The sequence below is a fragment of the Mycolicibacterium flavescens genome (assembly GCF_001722335.1).
Lineage (GTDB): Bacteria > Actinomycetota > Actinomycetes > Mycobacteriales > Mycobacteriaceae > Mycobacterium > Mycobacterium flavescens.
The window spans coordinates 50262-75274 of sequence record NZ_MIHA01000001.1 but is presented as its reverse complement, the minus strand read 5'-3'; the positions used below and the strand labels follow the sequence as shown (position 1 = coordinate 75274).

At 69.7% G+C, this 25013-nt stretch carries 28 protein-coding genes; 19 read left to right on the top strand and 9 right to left on the bottom strand.

All coding sequences use genetic code 11. From position 1 onward, the window contains the following. Nucleotides 1-9: 9 nt before the first annotated feature. Together BHQ18_RS00370 and BHQ18_RS00365 are read left to right on the top strand one after the other, a co-directional pair. A complete protein-coding gene (locus BHQ18_RS00370; protein ID WP_069411972.1) occupies nt 10-201 on the top strand; it encodes a ferredoxin in 192 nt (63 codons plus the stop codon). Between the two features lie 33 nt (nt 202-234). After that, a complete protein-coding gene (locus BHQ18_RS00365) occupies nt 235-1002 on the top strand; it encodes a MarP family serine protease (RefSeq protein ID WP_069411587.1) in 768 nt (255 codons plus the stop codon). Here BHQ18_RS00365 and BHQ18_RS00360 read toward each other — a convergent pair whose 3' ends face one another. Both BHQ18_RS00360 and BHQ18_RS00355 read right to left on the bottom strand, forming a co-directional pair. Further along, nucleotides 1003-1818 (bottom strand): thioesterase family protein, encoded by an 816-nt coding sequence (locus tag BHQ18_RS00360; protein WP_069411586.1) that lies wholly within the window; start codon nt 1816-1818, stop codon nt 1003-1005. Then, entirely contained in the window at nt 1815-2633 is an 819-nt protein-coding gene (locus tag BHQ18_RS00355; RefSeq protein ID WP_069411585.1) for an SMP-30/gluconolactonase/LRE family protein, read from the bottom strand. Before BHQ18_RS00355 ends, BHQ18_RS00360 begins: the two co-directional genes overlap by 4 nt. Nucleotides 2634-2714: 81 nt before the next feature. Between BHQ18_RS00355 and BHQ18_RS00350 the strand changes: the two genes are divergently transcribed. The 7 genes from BHQ18_RS00350 to BHQ18_RS00320 are packed head-to-tail and all read left to right on the top strand — an operon-like array spanning nt 2715 to nt 9457. Then, entirely contained in the window at nt 2715-3419 is a 705-nt protein-coding gene (locus tag BHQ18_RS00350; protein ID WP_069411971.1) for an NIPSNAP family protein, read from the top strand. Then, nucleotides 3416-4639, top strand: coding sequence for a cytochrome P450 (locus tag BHQ18_RS00345; protein WP_069411584.1), 1224 nt, complete (start codon nt 3416-3418; stop codon nt 4637-4639). Before BHQ18_RS00350 ends, BHQ18_RS00345 begins: the two co-directional genes overlap by 4 nt. 1 nt (nt 4640) lies before the next feature. After that, nucleotides 4641-5606: a zinc-binding dehydrogenase gene (locus BHQ18_RS00340; RefSeq protein WP_069411583.1), complete on the top strand. Its 966-nt coding sequence runs from the start codon at nt 4641-4643 to the stop codon at nt 5604-5606. Next, complete coding sequence (locus tag BHQ18_RS00335; protein ID WP_069411582.1) at nt 5603-6337, top strand: HpcH/HpaI aldolase family protein; 735 nt, start codon at nt 5603-5605, stop codon at nt 6335-6337. The genes BHQ18_RS00340 and BHQ18_RS00335 overlap by 4 nt, the downstream gene beginning before the upstream one ends. Continuing rightward, on the top strand, nt 6334-7053 hold the full coding sequence (locus tag BHQ18_RS00330; protein ID WP_069411581.1) for an SDR family NAD(P)-dependent oxidoreductase: 720 nt from the start codon (nt 6334-6336) through the stop codon (nt 7051-7053). The genes BHQ18_RS00335 and BHQ18_RS00330 overlap by 4 nt, the downstream gene beginning before the upstream one ends. Next, a complete protein-coding gene (locus tag BHQ18_RS00325; protein WP_069411580.1) occupies nt 7038-8558 on the top strand; it encodes a flavin-containing monooxygenase in 1521 nt (506 codons plus the stop codon). Before BHQ18_RS00330 ends, BHQ18_RS00325 begins: the two co-directional genes overlap by 16 nt. Further along, nucleotides 8555-9457, top strand: coding sequence for an alpha/beta hydrolase (locus tag BHQ18_RS00320; protein WP_069411579.1), 903 nt, complete (start codon nt 8555-8557; stop codon nt 9455-9457). Before BHQ18_RS00325 ends, BHQ18_RS00320 begins: the two co-directional genes overlap by 4 nt. Nucleotides 9458-9460: 3 nt before the next feature. On the opposite strand, the gene BHQ18_RS00315 is transcribed toward BHQ18_RS00320, so the two are convergent. Beyond that, nucleotides 9461-9907: a PTH2-like family protein gene (locus BHQ18_RS00315; RefSeq protein ID WP_234794034.1), complete on the bottom strand. Its 447-nt coding sequence runs from the start codon at nt 9905-9907 to the stop codon at nt 9461-9463. A gap of 80 nt (nt 9908-9987) precedes the next feature. On the opposite strand from BHQ18_RS00315, the gene BHQ18_RS00310 reads away from it, so the two are divergent. Further along, a complete protein-coding gene (locus BHQ18_RS00310; RefSeq protein WP_069411578.1) occupies nt 9988-10449 on the top strand; it encodes an Lrp/AsnC family transcriptional regulator in 462 nt (153 codons plus the stop codon). 97 nt (nt 10450-10546) lie between these two features. Here the strand turns inward: BHQ18_RS00310 and BHQ18_RS00305 are convergent, their stop codons facing one another. Continuing rightward, nucleotides 10547-11014: a polyketide cyclase gene (locus tag BHQ18_RS00305; protein ID WP_069411577.1), complete on the bottom strand. Its 468-nt coding sequence runs from the start codon at nt 11012-11014 to the stop codon at nt 10547-10549. 66 nt (nt 11015-11080) lie between these two features. On the opposite strand from BHQ18_RS00305, the gene BHQ18_RS00300 reads away from it, so the two are divergent. Further along, nucleotides 11081-12244, top strand: a complete 1164-nt coding sequence (locus BHQ18_RS00300) for an acyl-CoA dehydrogenase family protein (protein WP_069411576.1) — start codon at nt 11081-11083, stop codon at nt 12242-12244. Here the strand turns inward: BHQ18_RS00300 and BHQ18_RS00295 are convergent. Beyond that, entirely contained in the window at nt 12241-13167 is a 927-nt protein-coding gene (locus BHQ18_RS00295) for an LLM class flavin-dependent oxidoreductase (protein WP_069411575.1), read from the bottom strand. The two genes, BHQ18_RS00300 and BHQ18_RS00295, sit on opposite strands and share 4 nt — an antisense overlap. A gap of 105 nt (nt 13168-13272) precedes the next feature. On the opposite strand from BHQ18_RS00295, the gene BHQ18_RS00290 reads away from it, so the two are divergent. Continuing rightward, the gene (locus tag BHQ18_RS00290; RefSeq protein WP_069411574.1) at nt 13273-14190 is read left to right on the top strand and encodes an LLM class F420-dependent oxidoreductase; all 918 of its coding nucleotides are present in this window, start codon (nt 13273-13275) and stop codon (nt 14188-14190) included. A gap of 39 nt (nt 14191-14229) precedes the next feature. Here BHQ18_RS00290 and BHQ18_RS00285 read toward each other — a convergent pair whose 3' ends face one another. After that, complete coding sequence (locus BHQ18_RS00285) at nt 14230-14907, bottom strand: DUF427 domain-containing protein (protein ID WP_069411573.1); 678 nt, start codon at nt 14905-14907, stop codon at nt 14230-14232. Between the two features lie 101 nt (nt 14908-15008). Between BHQ18_RS00285 and BHQ18_RS00280 the strand changes: the two genes are divergently transcribed. Next, nucleotides 15009-16421, top strand: coding sequence for a WS/DGAT/MGAT family O-acyltransferase (locus BHQ18_RS00280; RefSeq protein ID WP_069411572.1), 1413 nt, complete (start codon nt 15009-15011; stop codon nt 16419-16421). Between the two features lie 120 nt (nt 16422-16541). Next, complete coding sequence (locus BHQ18_RS00275; RefSeq protein ID WP_234794033.1) at nt 16542-17105, top strand: hypothetical protein; 564 nt, start codon at nt 16542-16544, stop codon at nt 17103-17105. 14 nt (nt 17106-17119) lie between these two features. On the opposite strand, the gene BHQ18_RS00270 is transcribed toward BHQ18_RS00275, so the two are convergent. Beyond that, complete coding sequence (locus BHQ18_RS00270) at nt 17120-17374, bottom strand: DUF2631 domain-containing protein (RefSeq protein ID WP_069411571.1); 255 nt, start codon at nt 17372-17374, stop codon at nt 17120-17122. A 79-nt stretch (nt 17375-17453) separates the two neighbouring features. On the opposite strand from BHQ18_RS00270, the gene BHQ18_RS00265 reads away from it, so the two are divergent. Next, entirely contained in the window at nt 17454-18287 is an 834-nt protein-coding gene (locus tag BHQ18_RS00265) for a mycofactocin-coupled SDR family oxidoreductase (RefSeq protein ID WP_069411570.1), read from the top strand. On the opposite strand, the gene BHQ18_RS00260 is transcribed toward BHQ18_RS00265, so the two are convergent. After that, nucleotides 18280-19572, bottom strand: a complete 1293-nt coding sequence (locus tag BHQ18_RS00260) for a cryptochrome/photolyase family protein (protein WP_069411569.1) — start codon at nt 19570-19572, stop codon at nt 18280-18282. The two genes, BHQ18_RS00265 and BHQ18_RS00260, sit on opposite strands and share 8 nt — an antisense overlap. A 39-nt stretch (nt 19573-19611) precedes the next feature. Here BHQ18_RS00260 and BHQ18_RS00255 point away from each other — a divergent pair, with 39 nt between their 5' ends. Then, the gene (locus BHQ18_RS00255) at nt 19612-20484 is read left to right on the top strand and encodes a TIGR03619 family F420-dependent LLM class oxidoreductase (protein WP_069411568.1); all 873 of its coding nucleotides are present in this window, start codon (nt 19612-19614) and stop codon (nt 20482-20484) included. A 77-nt stretch (nt 20485-20561) separates the two neighbouring features. On the opposite strand, the gene BHQ18_RS00250 is transcribed toward BHQ18_RS00255, so the two are convergent. Continuing rightward, on the bottom strand, nt 20562-21224 hold the full coding sequence (locus BHQ18_RS00250; protein WP_069411567.1) for a fasciclin domain-containing protein: 663 nt from the start codon (nt 21222-21224) through the stop codon (nt 20562-20564). A 181-nt stretch (nt 21225-21405) separates the two neighbouring features. Between BHQ18_RS00250 and dxr the strand changes: the two genes are divergently transcribed. The 3 genes from dxr to ispG are packed head-to-tail and all read left to right on the top strand — an operon-like array spanning nt 21406 to nt 24984. Then, complete coding sequence (gene dxr, locus BHQ18_RS00245; protein WP_205866019.1) at nt 21406-22548, top strand: 1-deoxy-D-xylulose-5-phosphate reductoisomerase; 1143 nt, start codon at nt 21406-21408, stop codon at nt 22546-22548. Further along, entirely contained in the window at nt 22545-23783 is a 1239-nt protein-coding gene (locus BHQ18_RS00240) for a M50 family metallopeptidase (protein ID WP_069411565.1), read from the top strand. Before dxr ends, BHQ18_RS00240 begins: the two co-directional genes overlap by 4 nt. Before the next feature lie 55 nt (nt 23784-23838). Continuing rightward, on the top strand, nt 23839-24984 hold the full coding sequence (gene ispG, locus BHQ18_RS00235) for a flavodoxin-dependent (E)-4-hydroxy-3-methylbut-2-enyl-diphosphate synthase (RefSeq protein ID WP_234794032.1): 1146 nt from the start codon (nt 23839-23841) through the stop codon (nt 24982-24984). Nucleotides 24985-25013 lie beyond the last annotated feature (29 nt).

Genomic DNA, 25013 nt, shown 5'->3' with positions numbered 1-25013 from the left:
GGAGTGAACATGCGCGTGGAAGTCGATCTCGACCGGTGCACCGGCCACGGCATCTGCGAGTCGATCGCCGAGGACGTCTTCGAGGTGACCGACGACGGGTTCGCGGTCATCCACGGGGCGCAGCGCCCCGAGTCCGACCGCGAGCGCATGCAGCGGGCGGTCACCGGTTGCCCGGCGGCGGCGTTGCGGCTCCTGGACTGACCGTGCCGGCGCGGGCGGCTATCGTTTGCGGCGATGACCCCGAGAACACTGCTGGGCGCCCTGGCCCTGATCGCCGTGATGTTCGGCGCGGCGGGCTGCGGCTCCGGCCGATCCGATGACGCCGACGTGCCGACGTCGGAGACCACCGTCGTCTCGGTCGAGGCGCCCGACGCCGCACTGGCCGACAGCCCGGTGGTCGCCGAGGCGGCTCGCAGCGTCGTCAAGATCCACTCGGTCGCGCAGGCGTGCCAGCGCACACTGGACGGCAGCGGCGTCGTCGTCGCACCCAACAAGGTGATGTCGGCCGCGCACGCCGTCGCGGGCGCCGACAGCGTCAGCGTCGCGGTCGGCGACCAGGAGCGACCCGCCACCGTGGTCGTGTTCGACCCCGACATGGACATCGCGGTGCTCGACGTCCCCGACCTGCCGGCACCGCCGCTGGGGATGGCCGACAAGCCGGCCGAGACCGGGTCCGACGCGCTGGTTCTCGGCTACCCCGGCGGCGGCCCGTTCACGGCCACGCCCGCGCGGATCCGCGACATCATCGAACTGCAGGGTCCCGACATCTACCGCACCAAGACGGTGACCCGCGAGGTCTACTCGATCAGAGGCCCCATCCGGCAGGGAGATTCGGGTGGCCCGCTGATCGACATGGACCGCCGGGTGCTCGGGATCAGCTTCGGCGCGGCGGTCGAGGACCCCGAGGCGGGTTTCGTGCTGACCGCCAAGCAGGTGTTCGAGCTGATGATGAACGGTGTCGCGGCCACCCAACCGGTGCCCACCGGCGACTGCGTCGGCTGACTACCTGCCCGGCATCGGGCGCACCAGCACCGACTGCTGGATCGCGGCGACCGCACCGTGTTCGTCGAACAGCGTTCCGGCCGTCGTGCCGATACCGTCGGGCCCGTAACTGGTTTCGGCCCGCACACCGATCCACTCACCGTCGGGGATGCGGTGCATGTGCACGACGAGGTCGGTGTTCATGAACGACCACTTGCGGATGTCGAGTTTGGTGCCGATGCCGTTGGCGTCGTCGGCGACCGCGAACAACCGCTCGATCGGGGTCATCGTCTCACCCTTGACCAGATCGACCTCCGGGCGGATCCACGACTCGCCGGGGCCCTCGCGCAGCGGCTCGGTCAACCACCGCCAGTCGACACTGTGCACGTAGTTGCGGTCCCAGTCCTTCTTCATGTCACGGCTTTTCGCCTCGGCGAGCGGACGCAGCGGCGGCTCCGAGGTGCGTACGACGGGGCTGGTGTCGACGGTCTTGAGCCGCCAACCGCTGGCCTGGGCGACCGCGCGCGGTTCACCGTCGCGTCCCGGCGCCAGCAGTTCGGCGCTGACCAACTCGATCTGCTTGCCCGCGCGCTCGATTCGCGACCGCAGCCACAGGTCACCCTCGGCGGGGACACCGCCGAGCAGGTCGATCAGCACCCGGCTCAGCCGGGTGTCGTCGCGGGCCTGGCACCGCTCCAGCCCGCGGGCCAGCAGCGCCGACACCGGCGCGCCCTGCTGAATGGCGGCCGACCAGGTGCTGCGCACCAGATCGCCGGCGCGGAAACGCTCGCCGAGCGGATCGGCCGCGTCGACGAGTTCGTAGTAGGAGTCGCTCACGGCAGGCCCGCTCCGGGTATGTCGACGGTCGTCGCATCGAGGCGGGACAGTTTCGTCCCGACCAGTCGCTGCGGGTAGGCGTCGGTGCTGGACAGAAGGAACAGTGTGCGCCGTTCGGGACCGCCGAGGGCGCAGGCGATCGCCACGCGGTCGCCGATGTCAATCCGGTCGGTGACCTCGCCGCCCTCGGTGATCCGCTCGAACTGGTGCGCCAGTGTCATGGCGGCCCAGACGCCGCCCCCGGCATCCAGGCAGATGCCGTCGGGCGGCCCGTCCAGGTCGCCGGCGAACACCCGGCGGTCGGTCAGCGCCCCGTCCGAAGTCACCGTGAACGCCGACAACCGCCGACCGGTGGATTCGGCGACGATCAGTGTCGCCCCGTCGGCGGTGACCACCATGCCGTTGGGGAAGTCGAGGTGTTCGGCGACGACGGTGTAGGTGTCGTCGGGGTCGACGCGCACGATCACCCCGCCCTCGCGGGCCTGCGATCCGACGTAGGCGCGGCCCGCGGCGTCGACCACCATGTCGCCGAGCGCGGCCGGGACCGCGTCGGACAGATCGGCCGCCACGGTGACCGACTCGCCGTCGTAGCGCAGCACCTGGCGCCGCTCGGTGGAGGAGATCAGCAGCGATCCGTCGGGGCGAAAACCCAAGCCGGCGGGGGCATGTCCGGGCAGTGCCAGTGTGCTCAGGTCGCCCGCGAGGTCGACGGTGTGCACCGCCTCGCCGAGCATGTCGGAGAACCACAGCAGGCCTTCGAACCAGCGCGGCCCCTCGCCGAAACAGAAGCCGTTGGCCAACGCGGTCAGCGGCATCCCGACACGGCCCTCACACCTTTACAAAACACGCGATAAGTGTCACGCTCGCAGGGTGCCACTGTCAACTGGGTGCCGGTCATGAAGAAGTTCTACGGGCACACCCTGCTGTATTTGCACGAGACGATCGCGCTGGGATCCGGGCGTGCCGCGCAGTTCACGGAGGTGTTCGACGAGGTGTACGCGCCGATGATGGCCGACCTCGGCGCGCGGTTGTTCGCGATCTGGGAGACCACGCCGTACAACGGGCACTGGCCGCAGGTCACGATCATCTGGGAGATCGACAAGTTCTCCGACTACGCGCGCATCGGCAAGGCGCAGGCCCACGGCGGCAGCCACGCACAGGCCGCGGCGCAATGGTCGACCTACCTTTCGGAGATCGGCGCCACCGGTGAGGGGCGCATCATGTACGCGGGCAAGTACAACCGGACGCTCGCCGAACTCACCGAGGCGAACTTCGGTGCCGGTCTGGTGATCCAGGAGATCATGCAGACCAAACCCGGCCGCCAGGACGACTACATCCGCGAACTCGAACGGCTCTACGTGCCGTGGTCGGAGCGCACCGGCAAGCGCTGGCTCGGATCGTTCATCACCACCTTCCGGTTCAACGAGGTGATCCACTACTGGGCGCTCGACGGTGACTGGGACTGCTTCGCCGAGCACTACCCGTCGTGGAAGGACAGCCCGCCCGCCGAGATCGTCACCTGGATGAGCGTCGCGCCAGCGCTGCGCGACGGCTGGGAGGACTCGATACTGCAGGCGCTACCCCCGTCGCCGCTGCAATGACTTCCCCCACGCTGCAGGCGTTCTCCTACGATCCGTTCGACCCGGCGGTGATGGCCGACCCGCTGCCGTACTACCGGATACTGCGCGACCACCACCCGGTGTACTACATCGACAAGTGGGACACCTACGCGCTGTCGCGCTTCGACGACGTCTGGCGGGTGCTGGAGATCAACGACGGCACGTTCGTCGCCTCGGAGGGGACCCTGCCCGCGGCAACGGTTCTCGCCGACCACAACGACGGGCCTGTGCCGGACCCGCCCCTGCACCCGATGCCGTTCCACGCCAACTTCGACGCGCCGATCTACGACACCGTCCGGCGCTGCACGTCGGCGCCGTTGCGGCCGCGTTCGGTCAGCGGGCTCGCCGACCGGGTCCGTCAGCTGGCAGGCGAACGGCTCGACGAACTGCTGCCGCGCGGCACGTTCGACCTCACCCAGGACTACGGCGGCATCGTCGCCGCGTCCATGGTCTGTGAACTGCTCGGTCTGCCAGTCGAACTCGCCGGTGAGGTGTTGGGCACCGTCAACGCGGGCAGCATGGCGCAACCCGGCAGCGGTGTCGAGGTCGCCAAGGCCCGGCCGGGTTACCTCGAGTACCTGGTCCCGATCATCGAGCGCAGCCGGGCGGTGCCGGGGGAGAACCCGATCGCCGACAACCTGATCGCCTACCGGCTGCCGGACGGGTCGGGGTTCAGCGACGTCGAGGCCGCCACCCAGCTGCTCGGGATCTTCATCGGCGGCACCGAGACCGTGCCGAAGATCGTCGCGCACGGCCTGTGGGAACTCGGATCCCACCCCGACCAATTGGCCGAGGTGCGCGCGGACCTCGAGGCCGCGGTGCCGGTCGCGCGTGAGGAGATGATCCGCTACTGCGCCCCGGCGCAGTGGTTCGCCCGGACGGTGCGTAAGCCGATCACGCTGCACGACACCACGATCCGGCCGGGGCAGCGCATCATCACCCTGCTGGCCTCGGCCAACCGCGACGAACGCGAGTACCCCGACCCCGAACGCTTCATCTGGAACCGGCCGATCGAACGACTGCTGGCCTTCGGTCGAGGACAACACTTCTGCCTCGGGGTGCACCTCGCGCGGCTGGAGATCACCGTCCTGGTGACCGAATGGCTCAAACGGGTCGACGACTGGCGCATCGACCCCGCGGCCGCGCTGCGCCCGCCGTCGAGCTTCCAGTGGGGCTACAACAGCGTCCCGGTGGAGGTGTGACGTGTGGTCCTACCGCCTGACCGCGCCGTACACGTTCCAGAAGTGCGACATCCCCACGCGCACCGCACCGTTGGCCGACGGCGAGGTGCTGCTGGATTTCCGCGCCGCCGGGGTGTGCGGCTCGGACCTGCCGCCGTTTCGCGGTGTGCGCGGCAAGATCCCCGGTGACCGCGGCCGCAGCGCCGCCGAACTGCCCGGCTTCCCGATCCACGAGATCGTCGGGGAGGTGATCGACAGCAGGCACACCGCGCACGCGGTGGGCGACTGGGTCGTCGGCTGGGCGTCGGGATTCGACGGGCTGACCCAGCACGTGGTCGCCGACGGTGACGGGCTGGGCTCCTACGACCGGTCGCTGACCCCCGCGCAGGCCGTCGCGCTGCAGCCGCTGGCGTGCGTGCTCTACGCGGTCGAACAGCTGGCGGCGCTGGCCGGCCTGCATGTCGCGGTCCTCGGCCAAGGTTCGATCGGGCTGTTGTTCTCCTATGTGGCAAAGGCTTGCGGCGCCCGGCAGGTGACGGGTGTCGACCCCGTGGACCGGGAGTCGGTGGCGGCCGCGTTCGGTGTCGACACGGTGGTGCGCGCGACCAGCGACCGCTGGGTCAGCCACCTCGAACCGGCGGAGCGGCCCGACGTCGTGATCGAAGCGGTCGGTCACCAGGTCGCCACGCTGGGACACGCAATCGAGGCCGCCGCACCGGGCGGCACGGTCTTCTACTTCGGCGTGCCCGACGACGACAGCTATCCGATCAGCATCCGGACCATGCTGCGCAACAACCTCACCCTCAAGTCCGGGGTCACCCTGCAGCGCCGTCGGATGCTGGCCGCCGCGGACGAATTCGCCCGCCGGCACCCGGATCTGCTGCCCTCCTACGTCACCCACACGTTCGGCGTCGACGAGGTGCAGGCGGCGTTCGACCTCGCCTGCCGGCCGGCACCCGACCGGGTCAAGATAGCGATCGCCGCATGAGCCGCCTGCAGGACGCACTGGCCGCGCGGGAGCGGCTCTGGGGCGGCTGGGTCGTCGGGCCGACCATCCTGGGACCCGAGGAGTTCGCGAACGCCGGATACGACTACGTCGGATTCGACATCCAGCACGGCTATCTCGACGACGCCGACGTCGCGCTGATACTGCGTCGCCTCGAGCATGTACCGATCGCGACGGCGGTCCGGGTGGCCGGCACCGACCCGGCGCCGATCGGGCGGGTGCTCGACGCCGGCGCCGACGCGGTGATCGTCGCGATGGTCGAATCGGCCGACCAGGCCGCCGCGGCGGTGGCCGCGACCCGGTACGCGCCCGCCGGGGTGCGCAGCTACGGCCCGCTGCGCGCCGACCTGGGCCGCGACCCCGCCGCGCACGAGGAGCGGATCAGCGTGTTCGTGATGATCGAAAGCGCCCGCGGGCTGGCGGCCCTCGACGAGATCTGCGGCGTCGACGGTGTGACAGGCCTCTACGTCGGGCCCGCGGACCTGGCGATCTCGCTCGGGCACACCCCGGCGGACGCGTGGACCGCGCCGGTGGTGCAGGACGCGATCGCCCGGATTCAGGCTTCAGCACAGGCGGCCGGACTGATCCCCGGTATCCACGCCGGTGTTCACGGTAAAGCCATGGCGGAGAACGGGTTCCGCATGCTGACACTGGGCTCGGAGTCGCAGGCCCTGCGCCGCGGGGCCGCCGAGATCCTGCGGGAGGCACAATGACGGACCGGGTCGCGCTGGTCACGGGCGCCGCCCGCGGGCAGGGCGCCGCGATCGTGCGCCGCCTGCGGGCCGACGGATTCCGTGTCGCGGCGTGCGACCTGCGAGTCGAGGAACTGAGCTCGAACGTGGCCGAACTCGGCGACGACGGTGTGCTGGCCGTCGCACTGGACGTGACGTCGACGCAGCAGTGGGCCGCCGCGGTGGACACCGTCGCGGACCGGTTGGGCCCGGTGACGGCGCTGGTGAACAACGCGGGCGTGCTGCACCGCGCCTCGCTGGCCGACGAAACCGCGGCGGGCTTCGAAACCAGCTGGCGGGTCAACTGTCTGGGCCCGTTCCTCGGCATCCAGGCGACGCTGCCGCATCTGCGCGAGGCCGACGGCGCGTCCGTCGTCAACACCTGCAGCACCGGCGCGATGCGCGCATTCCCGAACCACGCCGCCTACGGCTCGTCGAAGTGGGCGCTGCGGGGGCTGACCCAGATCGCCGCCGCCGAACTCTCACCGATGGGCATTCGGGTCAACGCCGTGTTTCCCGGCCCGATCGCGACACCGATGCTCGACGACGCCACCCAGGGCCGGCTGGCCGCGACGTTCGGCCGCCTCGGACAGCCGACGGAGGTGGCCGATGCCGTCGCCTACCTGGTGTCCGAGCACGCGTCGTTCGTCACCGGTGCCGAACTCGTCGTGGACGGAGGCCAATGCCTGCGAATGTGAAGGGTCGACGCGATCTGTCGATCGGCATCATCGGCGCCGGGCCCGGGGGAATTGCGCTCGGAATATTTCTGCGCAAGAAAGGCTTTCGCAACTTCACGATCTTCGACCGCGAGGACGGCGTCGGCGGGACATGGCGGATCAACACCTATCCGGGGTTGGCCTGCGATGTGAAGTCGCACCTGTACTCTTACTCGTTCGACCTGAACGCGGACTGGTCGCGGCTGTGGTCGGGTCAGCGCGAGATCCTCGAGTACTTCGAGCGCTGCGCGCGTCGGCACCGACTCGACCAGCACCTGTTGCTGGACACCGAGATCGTCTCGGCGCGGTGGGACGGCGACGCCTGGCTCCTCGGCACCGCCGAAGGCGCGCAGCACCGTTTCGACGTGGTGGTGTCGGCGGTCGGGCTGTTCACCAGGCCGGTGATGCCCGACCTTGTCGAGGAGGAACCGTTCGCCGGCACCGTCATGCACACCGCACGCTGGGACCACACCGTCGACCTGACCGGTAAGCGGGTCGCGGTGCTCGGTACGGGATCGACTGCGGCCCAGCTGATCCCCGAGGTGGCCAAGGTCGCCGCGACCGTGTACTCGGTGCAGCGGTCGCCCACGTGGATCCTGCCCAAACCCGACCGGCCGTACACCGAGCGCGAGAGGCGGATCTTCCGGTACGTCCCGCTGGCCAAGAAGGTGTACCGGACGCGGCTGTGGCTGCGCAGCGAGGCCAACATCTCGGTGATCGAACACGGCAGCGACAAGACCCGGGAGTTCACCGAGGTCGCGCTCAAGGTGCTGGAGAACACGGTCGAGGATGCGGACCTGCGCCGCACGTTGACCCCGCAGCATCCGCTGGGATGCAAGCGGTTGGTGTTCGCCAGCGACTATCTGCCCACGCTGACCCGGCCGCACGTCCGGGTGGTCGCGAGCCCGGCCCGCGCGCTGCGGCGCCGGGTGCTGGTGACCGAGGACGGCACCGAACTCGACGTCGACGTCGTGGTGTGTGCGACGGGCTACGCCGCCGCGGACTACCTGGGGCAGATCGACGTGACCGGCGAGGGCGGCGCCTCGCTGCGGGAGGTCTGGCGCGAGGGCGCGCACGCCTACCTCGGCATGGCGGTGCCGCGATTTCCGAACTTCTTCATGCTGTACGGGCCCAACACCAACGTCGGCTCCAATAGCGTGCTGTTCATGCTGGAGGCCCAGGCGCACTACATCGTGCGCGCGCTGGCGCACATGCGCCGCCGCGGGCGCACGTATATCGCGGTGCGGCCCGAGGTGATGGCGGCGTTCCTGGCCAGGATCGACCGCTGGATGACCGGCACCGTGTGGCTCACCCGCTGTAGCAGCTACTTCCGCGCCGAAAACGGGCGGGTGGTGACCCAGTGGCCGCGCAGCGCAGGCGCGTTCTGGAAGATGACCCGCCGGTTCCGGCCGTCCGACTACCTCTTCGGGTCGCCGGTCGGCGGGGGCGTGGGCGGCGCCGCGCTGCAGGCCGCCGAGAACCCGTGAGCATCGGCGACCGGCTCGACCCGGCGCTGCGGGGCTTCGCCGACGCCCGCACCGACCTGTCGGCCGGTCTGCTCGGCTTCGTCCGCGACTCCCTGAACCAGCGCAGGGCCGAGACCGCCGCCGAGGTCATCACCGCGGGGACCGAGTACGAGAACCGTGAGGCCGGCGACGTCCCGGTGCGGATCTACCGCGGCGGGCCCGCGCCGGCGCCTGCCGTGATCTACTGTCACGCCGGGGCGTTCGTGCTCGGCAACCTCGACACCGACCATCTGCAGTGCGTCGAGCTCGCGCGGCGCGCGGCCTGCACGGTGATCTCGGTCGGTTACCGGCTGGCGCCCGAACATCCCTATCCGGCGGCGCTCGACGACGCGCTTTTGGTGCACTCGTGGGTGGTCGGCAACGCGGTGGAGCTCGGGGTGGACACCGCGCGGATCGCGGTCGCGGGCAGCAGCGCGGGCGGGGCCCTGGCCGCCGGGCTGGCGCAGTGGTGCGCGGGGCCTGTGGTGTTCCAGCTGTTGCATCAGCCCGTGCTCGACGACCGTCCGACGCCGTCGAAGGCCGAGTTCACCGAGACACCCGGATTCGACGGCCCGGCCGCCGAGGCGATGTGGCGCCACTATCTCGGCGACGCGCCGGCCGACTCGCGCGCTGCTCCCGCACGGGCCGACGAATTATCCGGCCTACCACCGGCTTTCATCAGCTGCTCGGAGCTCGACCCGCTGCGGGACGAGGCGATCGACTACGCGGTGCGGCTGATGCGCGCGGGAGTGGCGACCGACCTGCATGTCTTCGCGGGCACGTGTCACGGGTTCGACTCGCTGCTGCCGGAGTGGGAGACCAGCATGCGGCTGTTCGAGTTGCAGGGTGCCGCGCTGCGTCGGGCGCTGCATCCTCGTTGAGCTTCAGCGGTGCAGGCGCAGACCGTCGACGATCTTGTCGACGGTCTTGCGGTCGGAGCGCACCGCGAGGCCGATCGGGTTGATGTCGTCACGCCCCAGGGCGGCGACAGCCGCGCGGTTGGCCTCGTCGTGCCCCGTGGTGAACAACTCGGCGGTGAACACGGCCGGGACCACACCCCGGGCGAGCGCCCGGTTGAGGGTGCGGGTGAGCCGGTCGGGGTCAGCGGTGAAGACCATGACCGGTTGGCCGAACATCGGGGTGTAGGAGGTGCCGTCGGCGTCGCGGTACGGGGCCCCGACGGAGTCCGGCGCACTGGCGGCGATGCCGCTGGCCAAGAACGCGGTCATGTTGAGCTTCTGCCAGGCGGGCAGGTCGTCGCGGACGACGATGGCGATCTTCGTGGCGATGGTCGGGTTGTGCTCGGCTGAGCGCATCATCTGCTCGGTCATAGGGATCAAAGCTAGGCATTAATCGTCCAAATATGATTCTGAGCCGAATATAATTTGGTGACGCGCGTTTGGGAGGCAGTGTGGACGAACTTGATACGGCGATCCTGGAGTCGCTGCAGGCAGATGGTCGGCGCAGCAACCGTGACCTCGCCGCTGCGCTGGGCGTCGCGCCCTCGACGACGCTGGAACGGGTGCGGGCGCTGCGGGCGCGCGGCGTGCTGACCGGGGTGCACGCCAGCGTCGATCTCGCGAAACTGGGCAGGCCGGTGCAGGCGATGGTCACCGTGCGGTTGCGTCCGCAGTCGCGCCAGATCATCCAGGAGTTCCGCGATTTCGTACTGCAGCTACCGCAGACGCTGCAGGTGTTCGTCACGACCGGCACCGAGGACCTGCTCGTGCACGTCGCCGTGCCGTCGACCGAGGCGCTGCGCGACTTCGTTCTCGACTCGGTCACCAAACGCCGCGAGGTCGCCGGCGTGCGCACCGACGTGGTGTTCGACCACCTCGAAAACCATGTGGTGGCGCCGATTCCGCGGGCTTAGTCGAGGATCGTGATGCGCACGTCCGGCGCCGTTCGAGCGTGCGCAAACGACGAGAATTTGTCGGCGTGTCGTGTGCAGACCCGCACGCTCGCCGCAACTAGCCGAGCTCGCGGGCGATCGCTTCGTGGTACGCGTCGATGTGCGCCGGATTGACCGCCCGGAAGAAACCGTCGGGCAGCGGTTCGTCCTTCGGGGCCTCCACCGTCATCGTCCTGGTGAACAGGGTGACATCGCGGCCGGGCCGGGTGAAGTGGTACTGCACGGTGATCCGGCCCGCCATCCCGCCGTTGCCGTCGCGGTCGTGTCCGAGCCGGCCGACCGAGTTGAACACCCACAGCGTCGGGCGCATCGCGATCGCCAGGTGCCAGGTGAAGATGCGGCCATCGTCGGGCCCGGTCTCGGTCCAGGTGTCGCCGACGGTCAGCGGCAGGTGGTCGGGCAACCCGCCGATGTTCGCGCTCGTGGGGTAGGTCTTGGGCCAGTTCGCCGGGTTGGTGACGAAGTCGTAGATCGTCTCGGGCGCGTGCGGGAACGCGGTTTCCGAGCTGGTGGTCACGATGCCCAAGGTGCTGCCTTTCGTCCGAGCTCCGGGAGACTTTACAACTAACCGCAATAGTGTCACGGTGTCCAGATGGACTTCTCCCGCGTGCAGCTCAGCGAGAGCGATCAGGCGTTCCAACGCGAGCTACGCGAGTTCCTGGCCCGCATCGTGACCGACGAGGTACTGGAGCGGGACCGGGAAACCGGCGAGAACTTCGACGAGGGCGTGCATCTGGCGCTCGGTGAGGCCGGCTACCTCGCCGCGGACTTCAACTCCGAGGCCGACGGCGGGTTCAGCGTCGTGCGCAGGCGGATCTGGGAACTGGAGATCGGGCGTGCGCACACCCCGTGGTTCCACTGGCCCACCACGATGATGGTCGCGCGCTGTCTGCAGCAGTTCGCCTCCCCGCAACTGCTCGACGAGATCCTGCCCGACGTGCTGGCCGGGCGGGTCCGGTTGTGCCTGGGCTACACCGAACCCGAGGGCGGCTCGGATGTCGCGACCTGCAAGACCCGCGCCGTGCGCGACGGTGACGACTGGGTTGTCAACGGCGCCAAGATGTTCACCTCGAACGCACACAACGCCCAGTTCGTCTTCCTGATCACCAACACCGACCCCGACGCGCCCAAGCACCAGAGCCTGACCATGTTCCTGGTGCCGCTGGACCGCCCCGGCGTCGAGATCCAGCCGATCCGCACCGTGGACGGCGACCGCACCAACATCACCTACTACAGCGACGTGCGGGTGTCCGACCGCTACCGGGTGGGTGAGGTCAACGGCGGCTGGACGGTGCTGCGCGAGGCACTCAACGCCGAACACGGCACCATCGAACGCGACAACCTGGGACTGCAGAAGCTGGCCACCATGACCGAGCATCTGCTGCTGCTCGGCGAGGCCGTCGACCGGGCCGCCGCCGTGGCCCGCCCCGAGGCGTCGGTGCGGTACCGGCTCGGCCGCGCGATCGCCCGGATGGAGGCCGCGGCCAGCAGCCCGGAGATGTTCGGCCGCGTCGCGATCGCCCAGACCATGCGCGATGTCACCCCGGACCTGATGGACCTCCTCGGTCCGGCCGCCACCCTGCCGGTCGGCACCGACGGCGCCGCCGACGACGGAGCAGCTGAGTACCTGTTCCGGCTGGCCGGCCCGACCGGCATCTACGGCGGCACGCTCGAGGTGTTCCGCAACATGATCGCCCAGCACGTGCTCGGCCTCGGCAGGCCCAACTACTCGCCGCCGGCCAAACGGCCCGCCTAGAGTTTCGCGATGACCTCGGCGGCCAACAGGTCCAGCGTCTCGTCGGACCCGCGGTCGTGGGTGAACAGCACGATCTGGCCGAACCCCATCTCGGTCAGCTCGCCGAGGCGATCGACGACCGCAGACGGCGTGCCGACCAGACCGCCGTCGTGCAGCCCGAAAGCGGGCATCCCGAAACGCTTTTCGGCCAGTTGACGCACTTCGGGCAGCGCGCGGTCGTCGGGCGCCAGCGCCATCACCGCCTCCACCGACAGCACGATCGTCGACGGGTCGCGTCCGACCTCGTCGCACAGCGCGCGCAGCGCCGACACCTTGTGCCGCAGTTCGCCCAGCGCATAGGTGGGCACGTTCCACACGTCGGCGTAGCGGGCCACCAGCGGCAGGGTGTACTTCTCGCCGACGCCGCCGACCACAATCGGCGGGCGCCGCGTCGGTCCCGGCTTGACCGGAAAGTCCCGGATCTGAAAGTGCTTGCCGCTGAAGTCGATCCGCTCGTCAGCGAAGGCCTGGGTGAGGATCTGCAGCGTCTCGCCGAGCCGTTCGGACCGCTCGCGGAACGTGCCCCACGGAAGCCCCGCGCGGTGGTGTTCGTCCTCGACCGACCCGCTGCCGATGCCCAGCTGCAGGCGGCCCGGCGCGATCTGGTCCAGCGTCGTGGCCATCTTCGCCAGCACGACCGGGTGGCGGAACTGGTTGCACAGCACCATGTGTCCGATGTCGATGCGCTCGGTGTCGCTCAGCAGCGCGGTGGCCAGCGTCCAGGCCTCCAACGACGGGTAGTCCGGGACACCCGGCCCGTAGAGGTGGTCATAGAGCCACACCGAATCGATGCCGAGGTCCTCGCAACGCCGCGTGCGATGCAGCAGCTGCTCGTAGGTGAACCCCATCTGGGGCAGGTACACGCCGATCTCGGGTCTGCTCATCTGCGGTGCGGTTCCTCCCGGGTCGGCGCGGTCGATACGGTACTTTGCGCGGTGTAACGACATTCTCCAATACCGAGAAGCCAGTTCTGAACGGGGCAGCCTGATATGCGGTTCACCTTCACCCATCCGATGCACAGCCATCCCTACAACCCCGAACTCGTGACCGGGGCCGGGATCGCGACGGTCGCGGCGGCGGCCGAGGCGGCGGGCTTTGACGGGTTCGGCTTCACCGACCACCCAGCCCCCACGCAGCGGTGGCTCGAGGCCGGCGGCCACGACGCGGTCGACCCGTTCGTCGCGATGGGCTACGCGGCGGCCACCACGTCGACGCTGCGGCTGATCCCCAACATCGTCGTGCTGCCGTACCGCAACCCGTTCGTCGTCGCCAAATCCGGTGCCACGCTGGACCTGCTGTCGGGCGGACGGTTCACCCTCGGGGTCGGTGTCGGCTACCTGAAGCGGGAGTTCGCCGCGCTCGGCGTCGACTTCGACGAGCGCGCCGCGCTGTTCGAGGAGGCGCTCGAGGTCATCCGCGGCATCTGGACCACCGACGACTTCTCCTATCAGGGACGCCACTTCACCGCCAGCGGGATCACCGCGCACCCGCGACCGGTCAGCGACCCGCACCCGCCGATCTGGATCGGCGGCAACACCGCCGCCGCCCGCAGCCGGGTCGTCGCGTACGGCGACGCCTGGTGCCCGTTCGCCGCGTCCGCGCAGCTGGCGCAGACCGCGCGCACCGCGACGATGGACGTCGACACGCTCGCCCGCGGCATCGAGGATCTGCGCCGCCGCTGCGACGAGGCCGGCCGCGACTTCTCCACCATCGACGTCACGTTCACCAACCCCGCCGGCGGTGATCCCGGCAGCGACGACTTCGACGCCGACGCCTATCTCGCCGGCCTGGACAAGCTGGCGGGGATCGGCGTCACCTGGGTGCAGGTCGGGCTGCCCGGCGACAGCCTGGCGCACACGGTCGAGACGATCGAACGGTTCGGCGACTCGGTGATCCGCCGAAACTGAGCTTGTGTGCGAATCTTCGCCGACGAGTCGAGCACAAGTTCAGTTTCGCGGCAGCGCCGCCCGCACGTCGGCGCGTTCGGCGTCGAAGCTGAAGAAGCCCGCGATCGGCAGCGTCTCCGGCGGCGGGTCCGGGTAGCTCCAGGCGACGTCGTCGACGACGGTGTCGTCCAGCACGGCCGACCAGTACGTCGCGTAGCCCTTGTAGTTGCAGTAGCTCGTCGTGGCCGAGGGCCGCAGCAGATCGGTCCGCACGTGCGACGGGTCGACGTAGAGACGGGGTTCCAGCGACGTCTCGAACACGATCACGGTGTCGGAGGTGTCGACCAGCGTCTGGCCGGCGACGGTGACGCGCAGCGCCCGGTCGGTCGGTCGGCAGTCCACCCGGTGGTACGGGTTGGGCGGGTAGTGCACGAGTTCGCGGCCTTCCTCGAGCCAGGTGTCGACCGCGTCCCACGGCACCCGCACATACCCGGGCGCCTCGGCGACCGGCTCACCCGGTAGATCCGCGGCCTCCTCGGCGGGAAACGCATAGCTCAGCGGATGGTCGCGGCGGTGCACCAGCAGCGCCCGCTCTGTGTCGATCACCGCGCGCCCGTCGCGCAGCCCCTGAACCCGTCGCGGATGCGGTTCGACGAACACCACGTCGGCGGGCAGCGGGGGAGTGAACCACCCGGCGGGGTCCTTGCTGAGCGGTCCACGGGCCGCGACGAGGCTCATCCCGACAGCTTTACAAACTTCGCCTCGACCGTCATGCCTTCGGGCCAGTGGCTTGAGAATCGCCCGTTTCGGGAAGACCGGGAGCGACGGGAGGCGGGACGATGAAGCGACTCAACGGTGTCGACGCCCTGATGCTCTACAGCGAGACACCCGAGATCCACATGCACACACTCAAAGTCGGCATCCTGGACGTCTCCGGCGTCGACGGCTTCGACTTCGAGATGTTCCGTCGGGTGGCGTATCCGCGGCTGATGCGGTTGTCGGCGCTGCGCTACCAACTCGTCGACATCCCGCTGCGGCTGCATCACCCGATGTGGTGCGAGAACCCCGACCTCGACCTCGACTACCACCTGCGTCGCGCGCGCGTCGACCCGCCGGGCGGCCGCCGCGAACTCGACGACCTCGTCGGCGAGATCGCCAGCACCCCGCTGGACCGCGGCCACCCGCTGTGGGAGATGTACTTCGTCGAGGGCCTGACCGGCGGCCGGATCGCGATCGTCCACAAGGTGCACCACGTGCTCGCCGACGGCGTGGCCTCGGCCAACCAACTGGCCAAGGCGCTGGCACCGGAGGACACCACACCGCTGACCGGTGACGACGGGCCGGGGACGCGCGCGCACCTGCTCGGGTCCGCCGTCCGCGACCACGCCGACCTGATCCGTCGCATGCCCCGACTGCTCGCCGAGACCGGCGCCGGGGTGTCGCGGGTGCGCAGGCGGGCCGCCGAACGCGGCCGCCACCCCGAGATGGCGCGCAGCTTCGCCCCGCCGCAGACGTTTCTCAACCACGTCGTCTCGCCGGGCCGGCGCTTCGCCACCGCGCCGCTGCTGCTGCCGGAGGTCAAGGAGACCGCACGGGCGCTGGGCGTCACGCTCAACGACATCGTGCTGGCGACCGCGGCCGGTGCACTGCGGACCCTGCTGCTGCGCCACGACGGCGCGGCCGACGAACCGCTGATCGCCGGTGTCCCGGTGTGCACGAACCCATCGCCGGATCGGTTGACGGGCAACGAGTTCACGTACATGATGCCGTCGCTGCCGGTGCACATCGACGATCCGCTGCAGCGCGTGGAACTGACCGCGGTGGCCACCGAGATCGCCAAGGAGAACCACCGCCTGCTGGGGCCGACGGTGCTGCCGGCGTGGATGGCGTACCTGCCGCCGGCACTGGCGCCGAGGTTTTTCCGCATGCAGGCCCGCCGGATGCAGTCCGGCGCGGTGATGAACCTGACGATCTCGAACGTCGCGGGCCCGCGCGAGCGCGGCGACCTCGCCGGCGGCGCGATCACCGAGATCTACTCGGTCGGTCCGGTCGTCACCGGCAGCGGGCTCAACATCACCGTGTGGAGTTACGTCGACCAGCTCGCCATCTCGGTGCTGACCGACGACCGCACGCTCGACGATCCGCACGAGGCGACCGACGCGATGCTGGCCGCGTTCGCCGAGATCCGGCGCGCCGCCGGACTGCGCGACGAGTTGGCGCCCGTCGCCGCGGCGCTGCCGCTCGCGCACTGAGTCGTTCCGTGGCATTCCGTCACCAAACCGTACCTTTACAGATATGCGTAATAATGTCACGCTCTAGGTAAGCGCCGGCAGCCCGCGCCCGGCGTCGCTCACAGATCGGATTGGACGCATATGGCAACTCGAGCCCCTACCGATGACGGCGTACTGAGCGACGGGGACCGTGACGAGCGGGTCAACCGCCATCAGCTCACGGTGCTGGCCGCCGACCTCGCCGACGTGGTCGGCCTCGCGGGCGGTTGGCTGTTCGACCGGGCCAGCGCCGGCTGGGAGGTGATGGTGCGCGTCGAGGACTGTCCGGATGTGCGCGCGCTGACCATCCTGGGTGCCGACTCGGCCGGGGAGATCACCGACGAGGTGTTCACCGCGCCGGTCGACGGTGCGCTCGCGGTCAGCGCGACGCTGCTGCGCCGGGACGCGCGGGTGCGGGCGTATGCGGTGGAGACGGCCCGGCGCGGAGACGTCGAGGTGATCGCCTGGGGCGCCGCGCTGCCCGACGGTATGGGCGGCTCGATCGACCCGAGGCCGCACCGGTTGAGCGTCGCGGCGCGCGCGTTCAAGGCCCGCGCGCTGGCCGCCGCCGAACTGGGCAGTACCGAACTGGGAGGTGCCGCGGAGGCCACCGAGACGCTGTTCGACCTGCGCGCCGGAGATCTCCGGCCGCTGGCGACGGTGTGAGAGGGGTGTGCGGGCTAGCGGATCCAGCCGCGCCGGCGCAGCCACCAGTCCCGCGCGACGAACGCGACGATGATCGCGGCGAACCCGATCAGGAACAGGTCCTCGACCCGCCCGGTGTGGTTGCCGTGGATCATGAACAGCAGGAACGCGGCTCCCAGCAGCCCGCCGATGTGGAACACGCGGGGGTTCACATACGACCAACCCCACTCCGCGGACGGCACCTCTTCGACGTCGACCCCGGTGTGTCGCTGCACCTCGGTGTTGGCCACGGCTACTCCTCACGGTCCGGCTCGCTACTGCCGACATTCTGGCACAGCCCGATCCGCGGCCTCCGTAGGGTGATCGCTCATGGCTGAGCAGTTCGAGGGAAAGGTCGCGTTCATCACCGGCGCGGCGCGTGGTCAGGGGCGGGCGCACGCGGTGCGGTTCGCCGAGGAGGGCGCCGACATCATCGCGGTGGATCTGTGCGATCAGATCGCCAGCGTCGCCTACCCGATGGCGACCCGCGAGGACCTCGACGAGACCGTGAACCTGGTCGAGAAGACCGGCCGCCGGATCGTGGCCGAACGCGGCGACGTGCGCGACCTCGAACGGCTGCAGGAGATCGTCGCCCGCGGGGTCGACGAGCTGGGCCGCATCGACTTCGTCCTGGCCAACGCCGGCATCCTGCCCGCGGCGGGCAGCCAGGGCCGCGACCTGGCCGCGTTCACCGACGCGGTCAACGTGATGCTCAACGGGGTCTACTACACGATCACCGCGGCGCTGCCCGCGCTGCTCGCGCACGGCGACGGCGGCGCGATCGTGATCACCAGCTCGGCCGCCGGGTTCAAACCCGTCACCGTCGACTACGGCACGATGAACCACGGCGCGGCCGGTTACACCGTCGCCAAGCACGGCGTGATCGGAATGATGCGCCACTTCGCACGAGGGTTGGCGGAGAAGAACATTCGCGTCAACACCGTGCACCCCGGCGGGGTGGCCACACCGATGATCTACAACGAGGCGCTGGCCGAGTGGGCCGGTGAGAACCCGTCGTTCAGCGTCTCGCAACAACCGCTGCTGGGCATTCCGCCCGTCGAACCCGAGGCGATCAGCGATGCGATGGTGTACCTGTGCGGTGACTCCGGCCGGTATGTCACCGGGGTGGCGCTGCCGGTCGACGGCGGCCAGATCATCAAGTGATCGCCGAGTACCGGCGCAGCGCCTCTTTGCGTTCGGCCGCGTGGTCGACGATCGGATCGGGGTAGCTGTCGTCGTCGACCTCGGGCACCCAGCGCCGCACGTAGGTGCGGTCGGGATCGAACTTCTGGGCCTGGGTGTTCGGGTTGAACACCCGGAAGAACGGCGCCGCGTCGGTGCCGGTGCCCGCCACCCACTGCCAGCCGTGCTGATTGTTGGCCATGTCGCCGTCGACGAGTTGGTCGAGGAACCAGCGCGCACCCCACTGCCACGGCAGGTGCAGATCCTTGACCAGGAACGAGGCGACGATCATCCGGACCCGGTTGTGCATCCAGCCGGTCTCGGCGAGTTGCCGCATTCCGGCGTCGACGATGGGAAACCCGGTGCGCCCGGCCTTCCAGGCCTCGAACCGTTTCCGGGCCTCGGCGTCGTCGTCGGTCGGCATGTCGTCGAACGAGCTGTTCCAGTTCCACCACACGCTGCGCGGCCACTCGCTCAGCACCGACGCGTAGAAGTCGCGGAACGCCAACTCGCGCAGGTACGCCTGCGCACCCTTGCCGCGGCCGAGGTCGACGGCCATGGTGCGCGGGTGGATGGCGCCGAACTTCAGGTGCGCCGACATCCGGCTGGTGAGGTCGAGGTCGGGCCGGTTGCGATCCTCGGCGTAGCCGCCGAGATCGTTGGCGGCGAACGCTTTCCACTGCTCCAGCGCGGCCGCCTCGCCGGCCGGGAGGTCGATTCGGGTGGCGACGTCGGGGATCTCGACTCCCTTGGCGACGTCGGCGGGGTCGATCCAGCGTGCCGACCCGGCGTCCGACGCCGCCGGTTTCGGCCAGCCGTGCCGGCGCCACGCCGCGAAGAACGGGCTGAAAACCTTGTACGGGGAGCCGTCGGGCTTGGCGATCCGGCCGGGGGACACCAGGTACGGCGAACCCGACGCCTCCAGCGGCACGTCGCCGAGCGCGGCGCGCACGGCCTCGTCGCGGCGGCGCCCGAACGGGGTGTAGTCGCCCGACACGTGCACCGCCGACGCGCCGCACTTCTTCACCAGCGCCGGGATGCGCTGTTCGGGCCGGCCTCGGGTGACCAGCAGCTGCCCGTCGAGGCTGTCGCGCAGCGCGCGCAACGCGTCGTAGAGGTATTGCAGCCGGCGCGCCCCCGAGGAGGCCTCCAGCCGGGGGTCGAGCACGAAACACGCCAGCACCTCGCCGTCGGCGGACGCCGCGTCGAGCAGGGCCGGCAGATCACGCAGGCGCAGATCGCGCCGAAACCACAGCACCGTGGGCATGGCATTGATGCTGCCCGCAATCGGCGATAGGGAAACAGCATGCAGTTCTGGTCGGGCACCGCGTTCATGAAAACGTCAGACATCCTGCCGGTGGCGCGGATGCTCGACGAGGCCGGTTTCGACGGGATCGTCGCCTCGGACCACATGATCTATCCGCGGGAACTGACGTCGCCGTATCCGGACTCGCCGACCGGCAAGCCGATGTGGACGCCGGACACCGCGTGGCCGGACTCGTGGGTGCTGATCGGCGCGATGGCCGCCGCGACGAACCGGCTGCGGTTCTCCAACGCCGTCTACGTCGCACCGGCGCGGCCGCTGCTGGAGGTCGCCAAGCAGGTGGCCACCGCGTCGGTGCTGTCGGGAGGCCGGGTGTCGCTGGCGGTCGGGGTCGGCTGGATGCGCGAGGAATACGAGTTGATGGGCCAGGACTTCGGCACCCGCGGCGCCCGGCTCAACGAGATGATCCCCGCGCTGCGCGAACTGTGGCGCGGCGGCTGGGTGTCGTGGCAGGGCCGGCACTACCGGGTGCCGGAGTTGATGATCGAACCCCACCCCGAAGCGCCGGTGCCGATCCTGTGCGGCGGCGAGTCCGACGCCGCGCTGCGCCGGGCGGCGCGGCTGTGCGACGGCTGGGTCGGCTACGCGTACAAGTGGGACGACGCGATCGGGTACGTCCGCAGGCTGGGGGAGTTGCGGCGCGAATACGGCCGCGAGAGTGCGCCTTTCGAGATCATCCTGGCGCTGCTGGAGCCGCCGTCACCCGATTTGTTCCTGCGGGCGCGCGACGCCGGGATCACCGGCGTGATGTGCAGCCCGTGGGCGGGTGCCGATCTGAGCTCCGGCGATGTCGAGGCCTACCGCGAGCCGATCGAGCGGTTCGCCGAGAGCATCATCGCGAAGGTGCGGGGCTGAGAATCCCCGCGAGCAGACGCGAAATGCCCTGAAAACGCCGCGAAAGTGGGCATTTCGCGTCTGCTCGGCAGGGGAACTCAGTTCGCCGGCGGCATCAGCACGGTGTCGATCAGGTACACCGTCGCGTTGGCGGTCTTCACGCCGCCGCAGACCACGTTCGCGTCGTTGGCCTTGATGGCCTCACCGCCGCCGGTGACCGTGACATCGGCGCCCTGCACGGTCTTGTGTGTGCCGATGACCTGCGCCGGATCCGCCTGACCGGGCACCACGTGGTAGGTCAGGATGCTGGTCAGCAGATCGGAATCGGTCTTGAGGGTCTCGATGGTCGCCGGATCGATCTTGGCGAAGGCGTCGTCGGTCGGCGCGAACACCGTGAACTCGCCGCCGTTGAGCGTGTCGACGAGGTTGACGTTCGGGTTGAGCTGGCCGGACAGCGCCGAGGTCAGCGTGGTGAGCAGCGGGTTGTTCGACGCCGCGACGGCCACCGGATCCATCGCCATGCCCTCCACCGATGCCGGGCCCGTCGGGTTCTGGGCCGCGTAGTCGGCGCAGGCGGGGCCGACCGGGCCGGCGGGCTGCATCGGCTGCTCCATCGGCGCGGGTGCCGCGCTGGTCGCCGTCGACGAGCTGGTCTGCGCCGCCGCGGTCGGGCTGGCGTCGTTCGAACAGGCCGAGATGGTCAGCACTGCTGCGGCCGCCAGGCCCGCGGCCGAAACTGCCTTGCGGAACTCGATATTCATGCGCTGCTCCCTTGTCGCGGACGGAGTGTCCGTCCTGTGCTGTGTGACACCGGTGATTCGGTTCCGCCGGGGACCCGGATGGATTGCGTCAGATTTGCGTCACAGTTGCCGCGATTGAGGAATCGGCGCCGGCAGGCGGCACAATGGTTCGGTGAGTGTTTCCAGTTCGGGTCGGCGGCGCGTGCTGATCCTCGGCAGCACGGGCTCGATCGGAACGCAGGCGCTCGACGTCATCGCCGCCAACCCCGACCGCTTCGAGGTCGTCGGCCTGGCTGCCGGCGGCGGTAACCCCGAACTGCTGGCGCGCCAATGCGCCGCGACCGGTGTGAGCAATATCGCCGTCGCCGACGAAGCGGCCGCCGCCCGCGTCGGCGACGTGACGTTCGCCGGCCCGGACGCCGTCACCCGGCTGGTTCAGAACACCGAGGCCGACGTTGTGCTCAACGCGCTCGTCGGCGCGCTCGGCCTGGAGCCGACGCTGGCCGCGCTGGCCACCGGCGCCCGGTTGGCGCTGGCGAACAAGGAGTCGCTGGTCGCCGGTGGTCCGCTGGTGCTCAAGGCCGCCGCGCCCGGCCAGATCGTGCCGGTCGACTCGGAGCACTCGGCGATGGCGCAGTGCCTGCGCGGCGGCACCCCCGACGAGGTCGCGCGCATCGTGCTGACCGCCTCGGGCGGCCCGTTCCGCGGCTGGAGCGCCGAGCGGCTCGAGGACGTGACGCCCGAGCAGGCCGGCGCGCATCCGACCTGGTCGATGGGGCCGATGAACACGCTCAACTCGGCGTCGCTGGTGAACAAAGGCCTGGAGCTGATCGAGACCCACCTGCTGTTCGGCGTCCCGTACGACCGCATCGACGTGGTGGTGCACCCGCAGTCGATCGTGCACTCGATGGTCACGTTCACCGACGGTTCGACGCTGGCGCAGGCCAGCCCGCCGGACATGAAGCTGCCGATCGCGCTGGCGCTCGGGTGGCCGCAGCGGGTCCCCGCGGCGGCCCCGGCCTGCGACTTCGCCACCGCGTCCACCTGGACGTTCGAACCCGTCGACGACGCCGTGTTCCCCGCGGTCTCGCTGGCCCGCCGGGCCGGGCAGGGCGGCGGCTGTCTGACCGCGGTCTACAACGCCGCCAACGAGGAGGCCGCCGCGGCGTTCCTGGCCGGGCGGATCAGGTTCCCGTCGATCGTGCGCGCGATCGACGAGGTGCTGCGCGCTGCCGACCAGTGGGCCGCCGAACCAGCTACCGTGGATGAGGTACTTGAGGCCCAGCAGTGGGCGCGTGACCGCGCATCGCGTGCGGTCGAGCGGGAGGTAGTCACCACGAAATGATGTGGGTCATCGGTGTCGTGCTGTTCGCACTGGCCATCCTGGTGTCAGTGGCGTTGCACGAGTGCGGTCACATGTGGGTGGCGCGGGCCACCGGGATGAAGGTGCGCCGCTATTTCGTCGGCTTCGGGCCGACGCTGTGGTCGACGTGGCGCGCGAACAAACACGGCGACCGCACCGAGTACGGCGTCAAGGCGATCCCGCTCGGCGGGTTCTGCGACATCGCGGGCATGACCGCGGTCGAGGAACTCGCCCCCGACGAGCGGGAACGCGCGATGTACAAGCAGAAGACGTGGAAGCGCGCCGCGGTGCTGGCCGCCGGGCCAGGGATGAACTTCGTCATCGGGCTGGTGCTGATCTACGGCATCGCGGTGGTGTGGGGTCTGCCGAATCTGCACCCGCCGACCACCGCGATCGTCGGCGAGACGTCGTGCGTGAAGTCGGAGGTGACCCAGGGCAAGCTCGGTGACTGCCTGGCGCCGTCACCGGCCGCGGCCGCGGGCATCGAGGCCGGCGACACCGTCGTCAAGGTCGGCGACACCCCGGTGGCCAACTTCGACGAGATGGTCGAGGCGGTACGCGAACTCGACGGGCCCACCCCGTTCACCGTCGAGCGCGACGGCCGCGAGTTCACCACCGTCGTCGGCGTCGTCCCGGCCCAGCGCTACGTCGCCACCGGCGACAGCACCAATGAGCAAGCCGCCCAACCGGTTCCGGTCGGCACCGTCGGCATCACCGCCGCCCAGTTCGGGCCGACGCAGTACAACATGCTCTCGGCGATACCGGGAACCGTCGCGTTCACCGGCGACCTGGCCGCCGAACTGGGCAAGGCGCTGGCCAAGATCCCGACCAAGATGGGCGCGCTGGTGCGTTCCATCGGCGGCGAGGAACGCGATCCCGAAACCCCGATCAGCGTCGTCGGCGCCAGCATCATCGGCGGCGACGCGGTCGACCACGGACTGTGGGTGGCGTTCTGGTTCTTCCTGGCGCAGTTGAACTTCGTGCTGGGCGCGGTCAACCTGGTGCCGCTGCTGCCGTTCGACGGCGGCCACATCGCGATCGCGTTCTACGAGAAGATCCGCAACATGTTCCGGTCGGCGCGCGGCATGGTGGCCGCGGGTCCGGTCAACTACCTCAAGCTGATGCCCGCGACGTACGTGATCCTCGTCGTCGTGGTCGGCTACATGGCCGTGACCGTGACCGCCGACTTCATCAATCCGATCAGACCTTTCCAGTAGGAGTTGAACGATGGCCCCGCCAGAAACAACGGGAAGCCTGGGAATCGGTTTGGGCATGCCGGCAGCCCCGCCGCCGGTGCTCGCGCCGCGACGCAAGACCCGCCAGTTGATGGTCGGCGGCGTCGGCGTCGGCAGCGACCACCCGATCGCGGTGCAGTCGATGTGCACCACCAAAACCCACGACATCAACGCGACGCTGCAGCAGATCGCCGAGCTGACCGCGTCGGGCTGCGACATCGTGCGCGTGGCCTGCCCGCGGCAGGAGGACGCCGAAGCGCTGCCGGCGATCGCGAAGAAGTCGAAGATCCCGGTGATCGCCGACATCCATTTCCAGCCCAAGTACATCTTCGCCGCGATCGACGCCGGATGTGCGGCGGTACGGGTGAATCCCGGAAACATCAAGGAGTTCGACGGCCGGGTCGCCGAAGTCGCCAAGGCCGCAGGCGCCGCCGGTATCCCGATCCGTATCGGCGTGAACGCCGGCTCGCTGGACAAGCGGTTCATGGAGAAGTACGGCAAGGCCACCCCGGAGGCGCTCGTCGAGTCGGCGCTGTGGGAGGCGTCGCTGTTCGAGGAGCACGGGTTCGGCGACATCAAGATCAGCGTCAAGCACAACGACCCGGTGATCATGGTCGCCGCCTACCAGCAGCTCGCCGAACAGTGCGACTACCCGCTGCACCTCGGCGTCACCGAGGCGGGCCCGGCGTTCCAGGGCACGATCAAGTCCGCGGTCGCGTTCGGTGCGCTGCTGTCACGCGGAATCGGTGACACGATCCGCGTTTCGCTGTCCGCCCCGCCCGCCGAGGAGGTCAAGGTCGGCAACCAGATCCTCGAGTCGCTGAACCTGCGGCCCCGCGGCCTGGAGATCGTGTCGTGCCCGTCCTGCGGGCGCGCGCAGGTCGACGTCTACACGCTGGCCAACGAGGTGACCGCCGGCCTGGAGGGCATGGAGGTGCCGCTGCGGGTCGCGGTGATGGGCTGCGTCGTCAACGGTCCCGGTGAGGCGCGCGAAGCCGACCTCGGCGTCGCGTCCGGCAACGGCAAGGGCCAGATCTTCGTCAAGGGTGAGGTGATCAAGACCGTGCCCGAGGCGCAGATCGTCGAGACCCTGATCGAGGAGGCGATGCGGCTCGCATCGGAAATGGACCTCGAAAGCTCCGGAACAGATGCCAGCGGCACACCGGTTGTCACCGTAAGCTGAGTGTGATCCCAGCCACTGGGTGAGCGCCG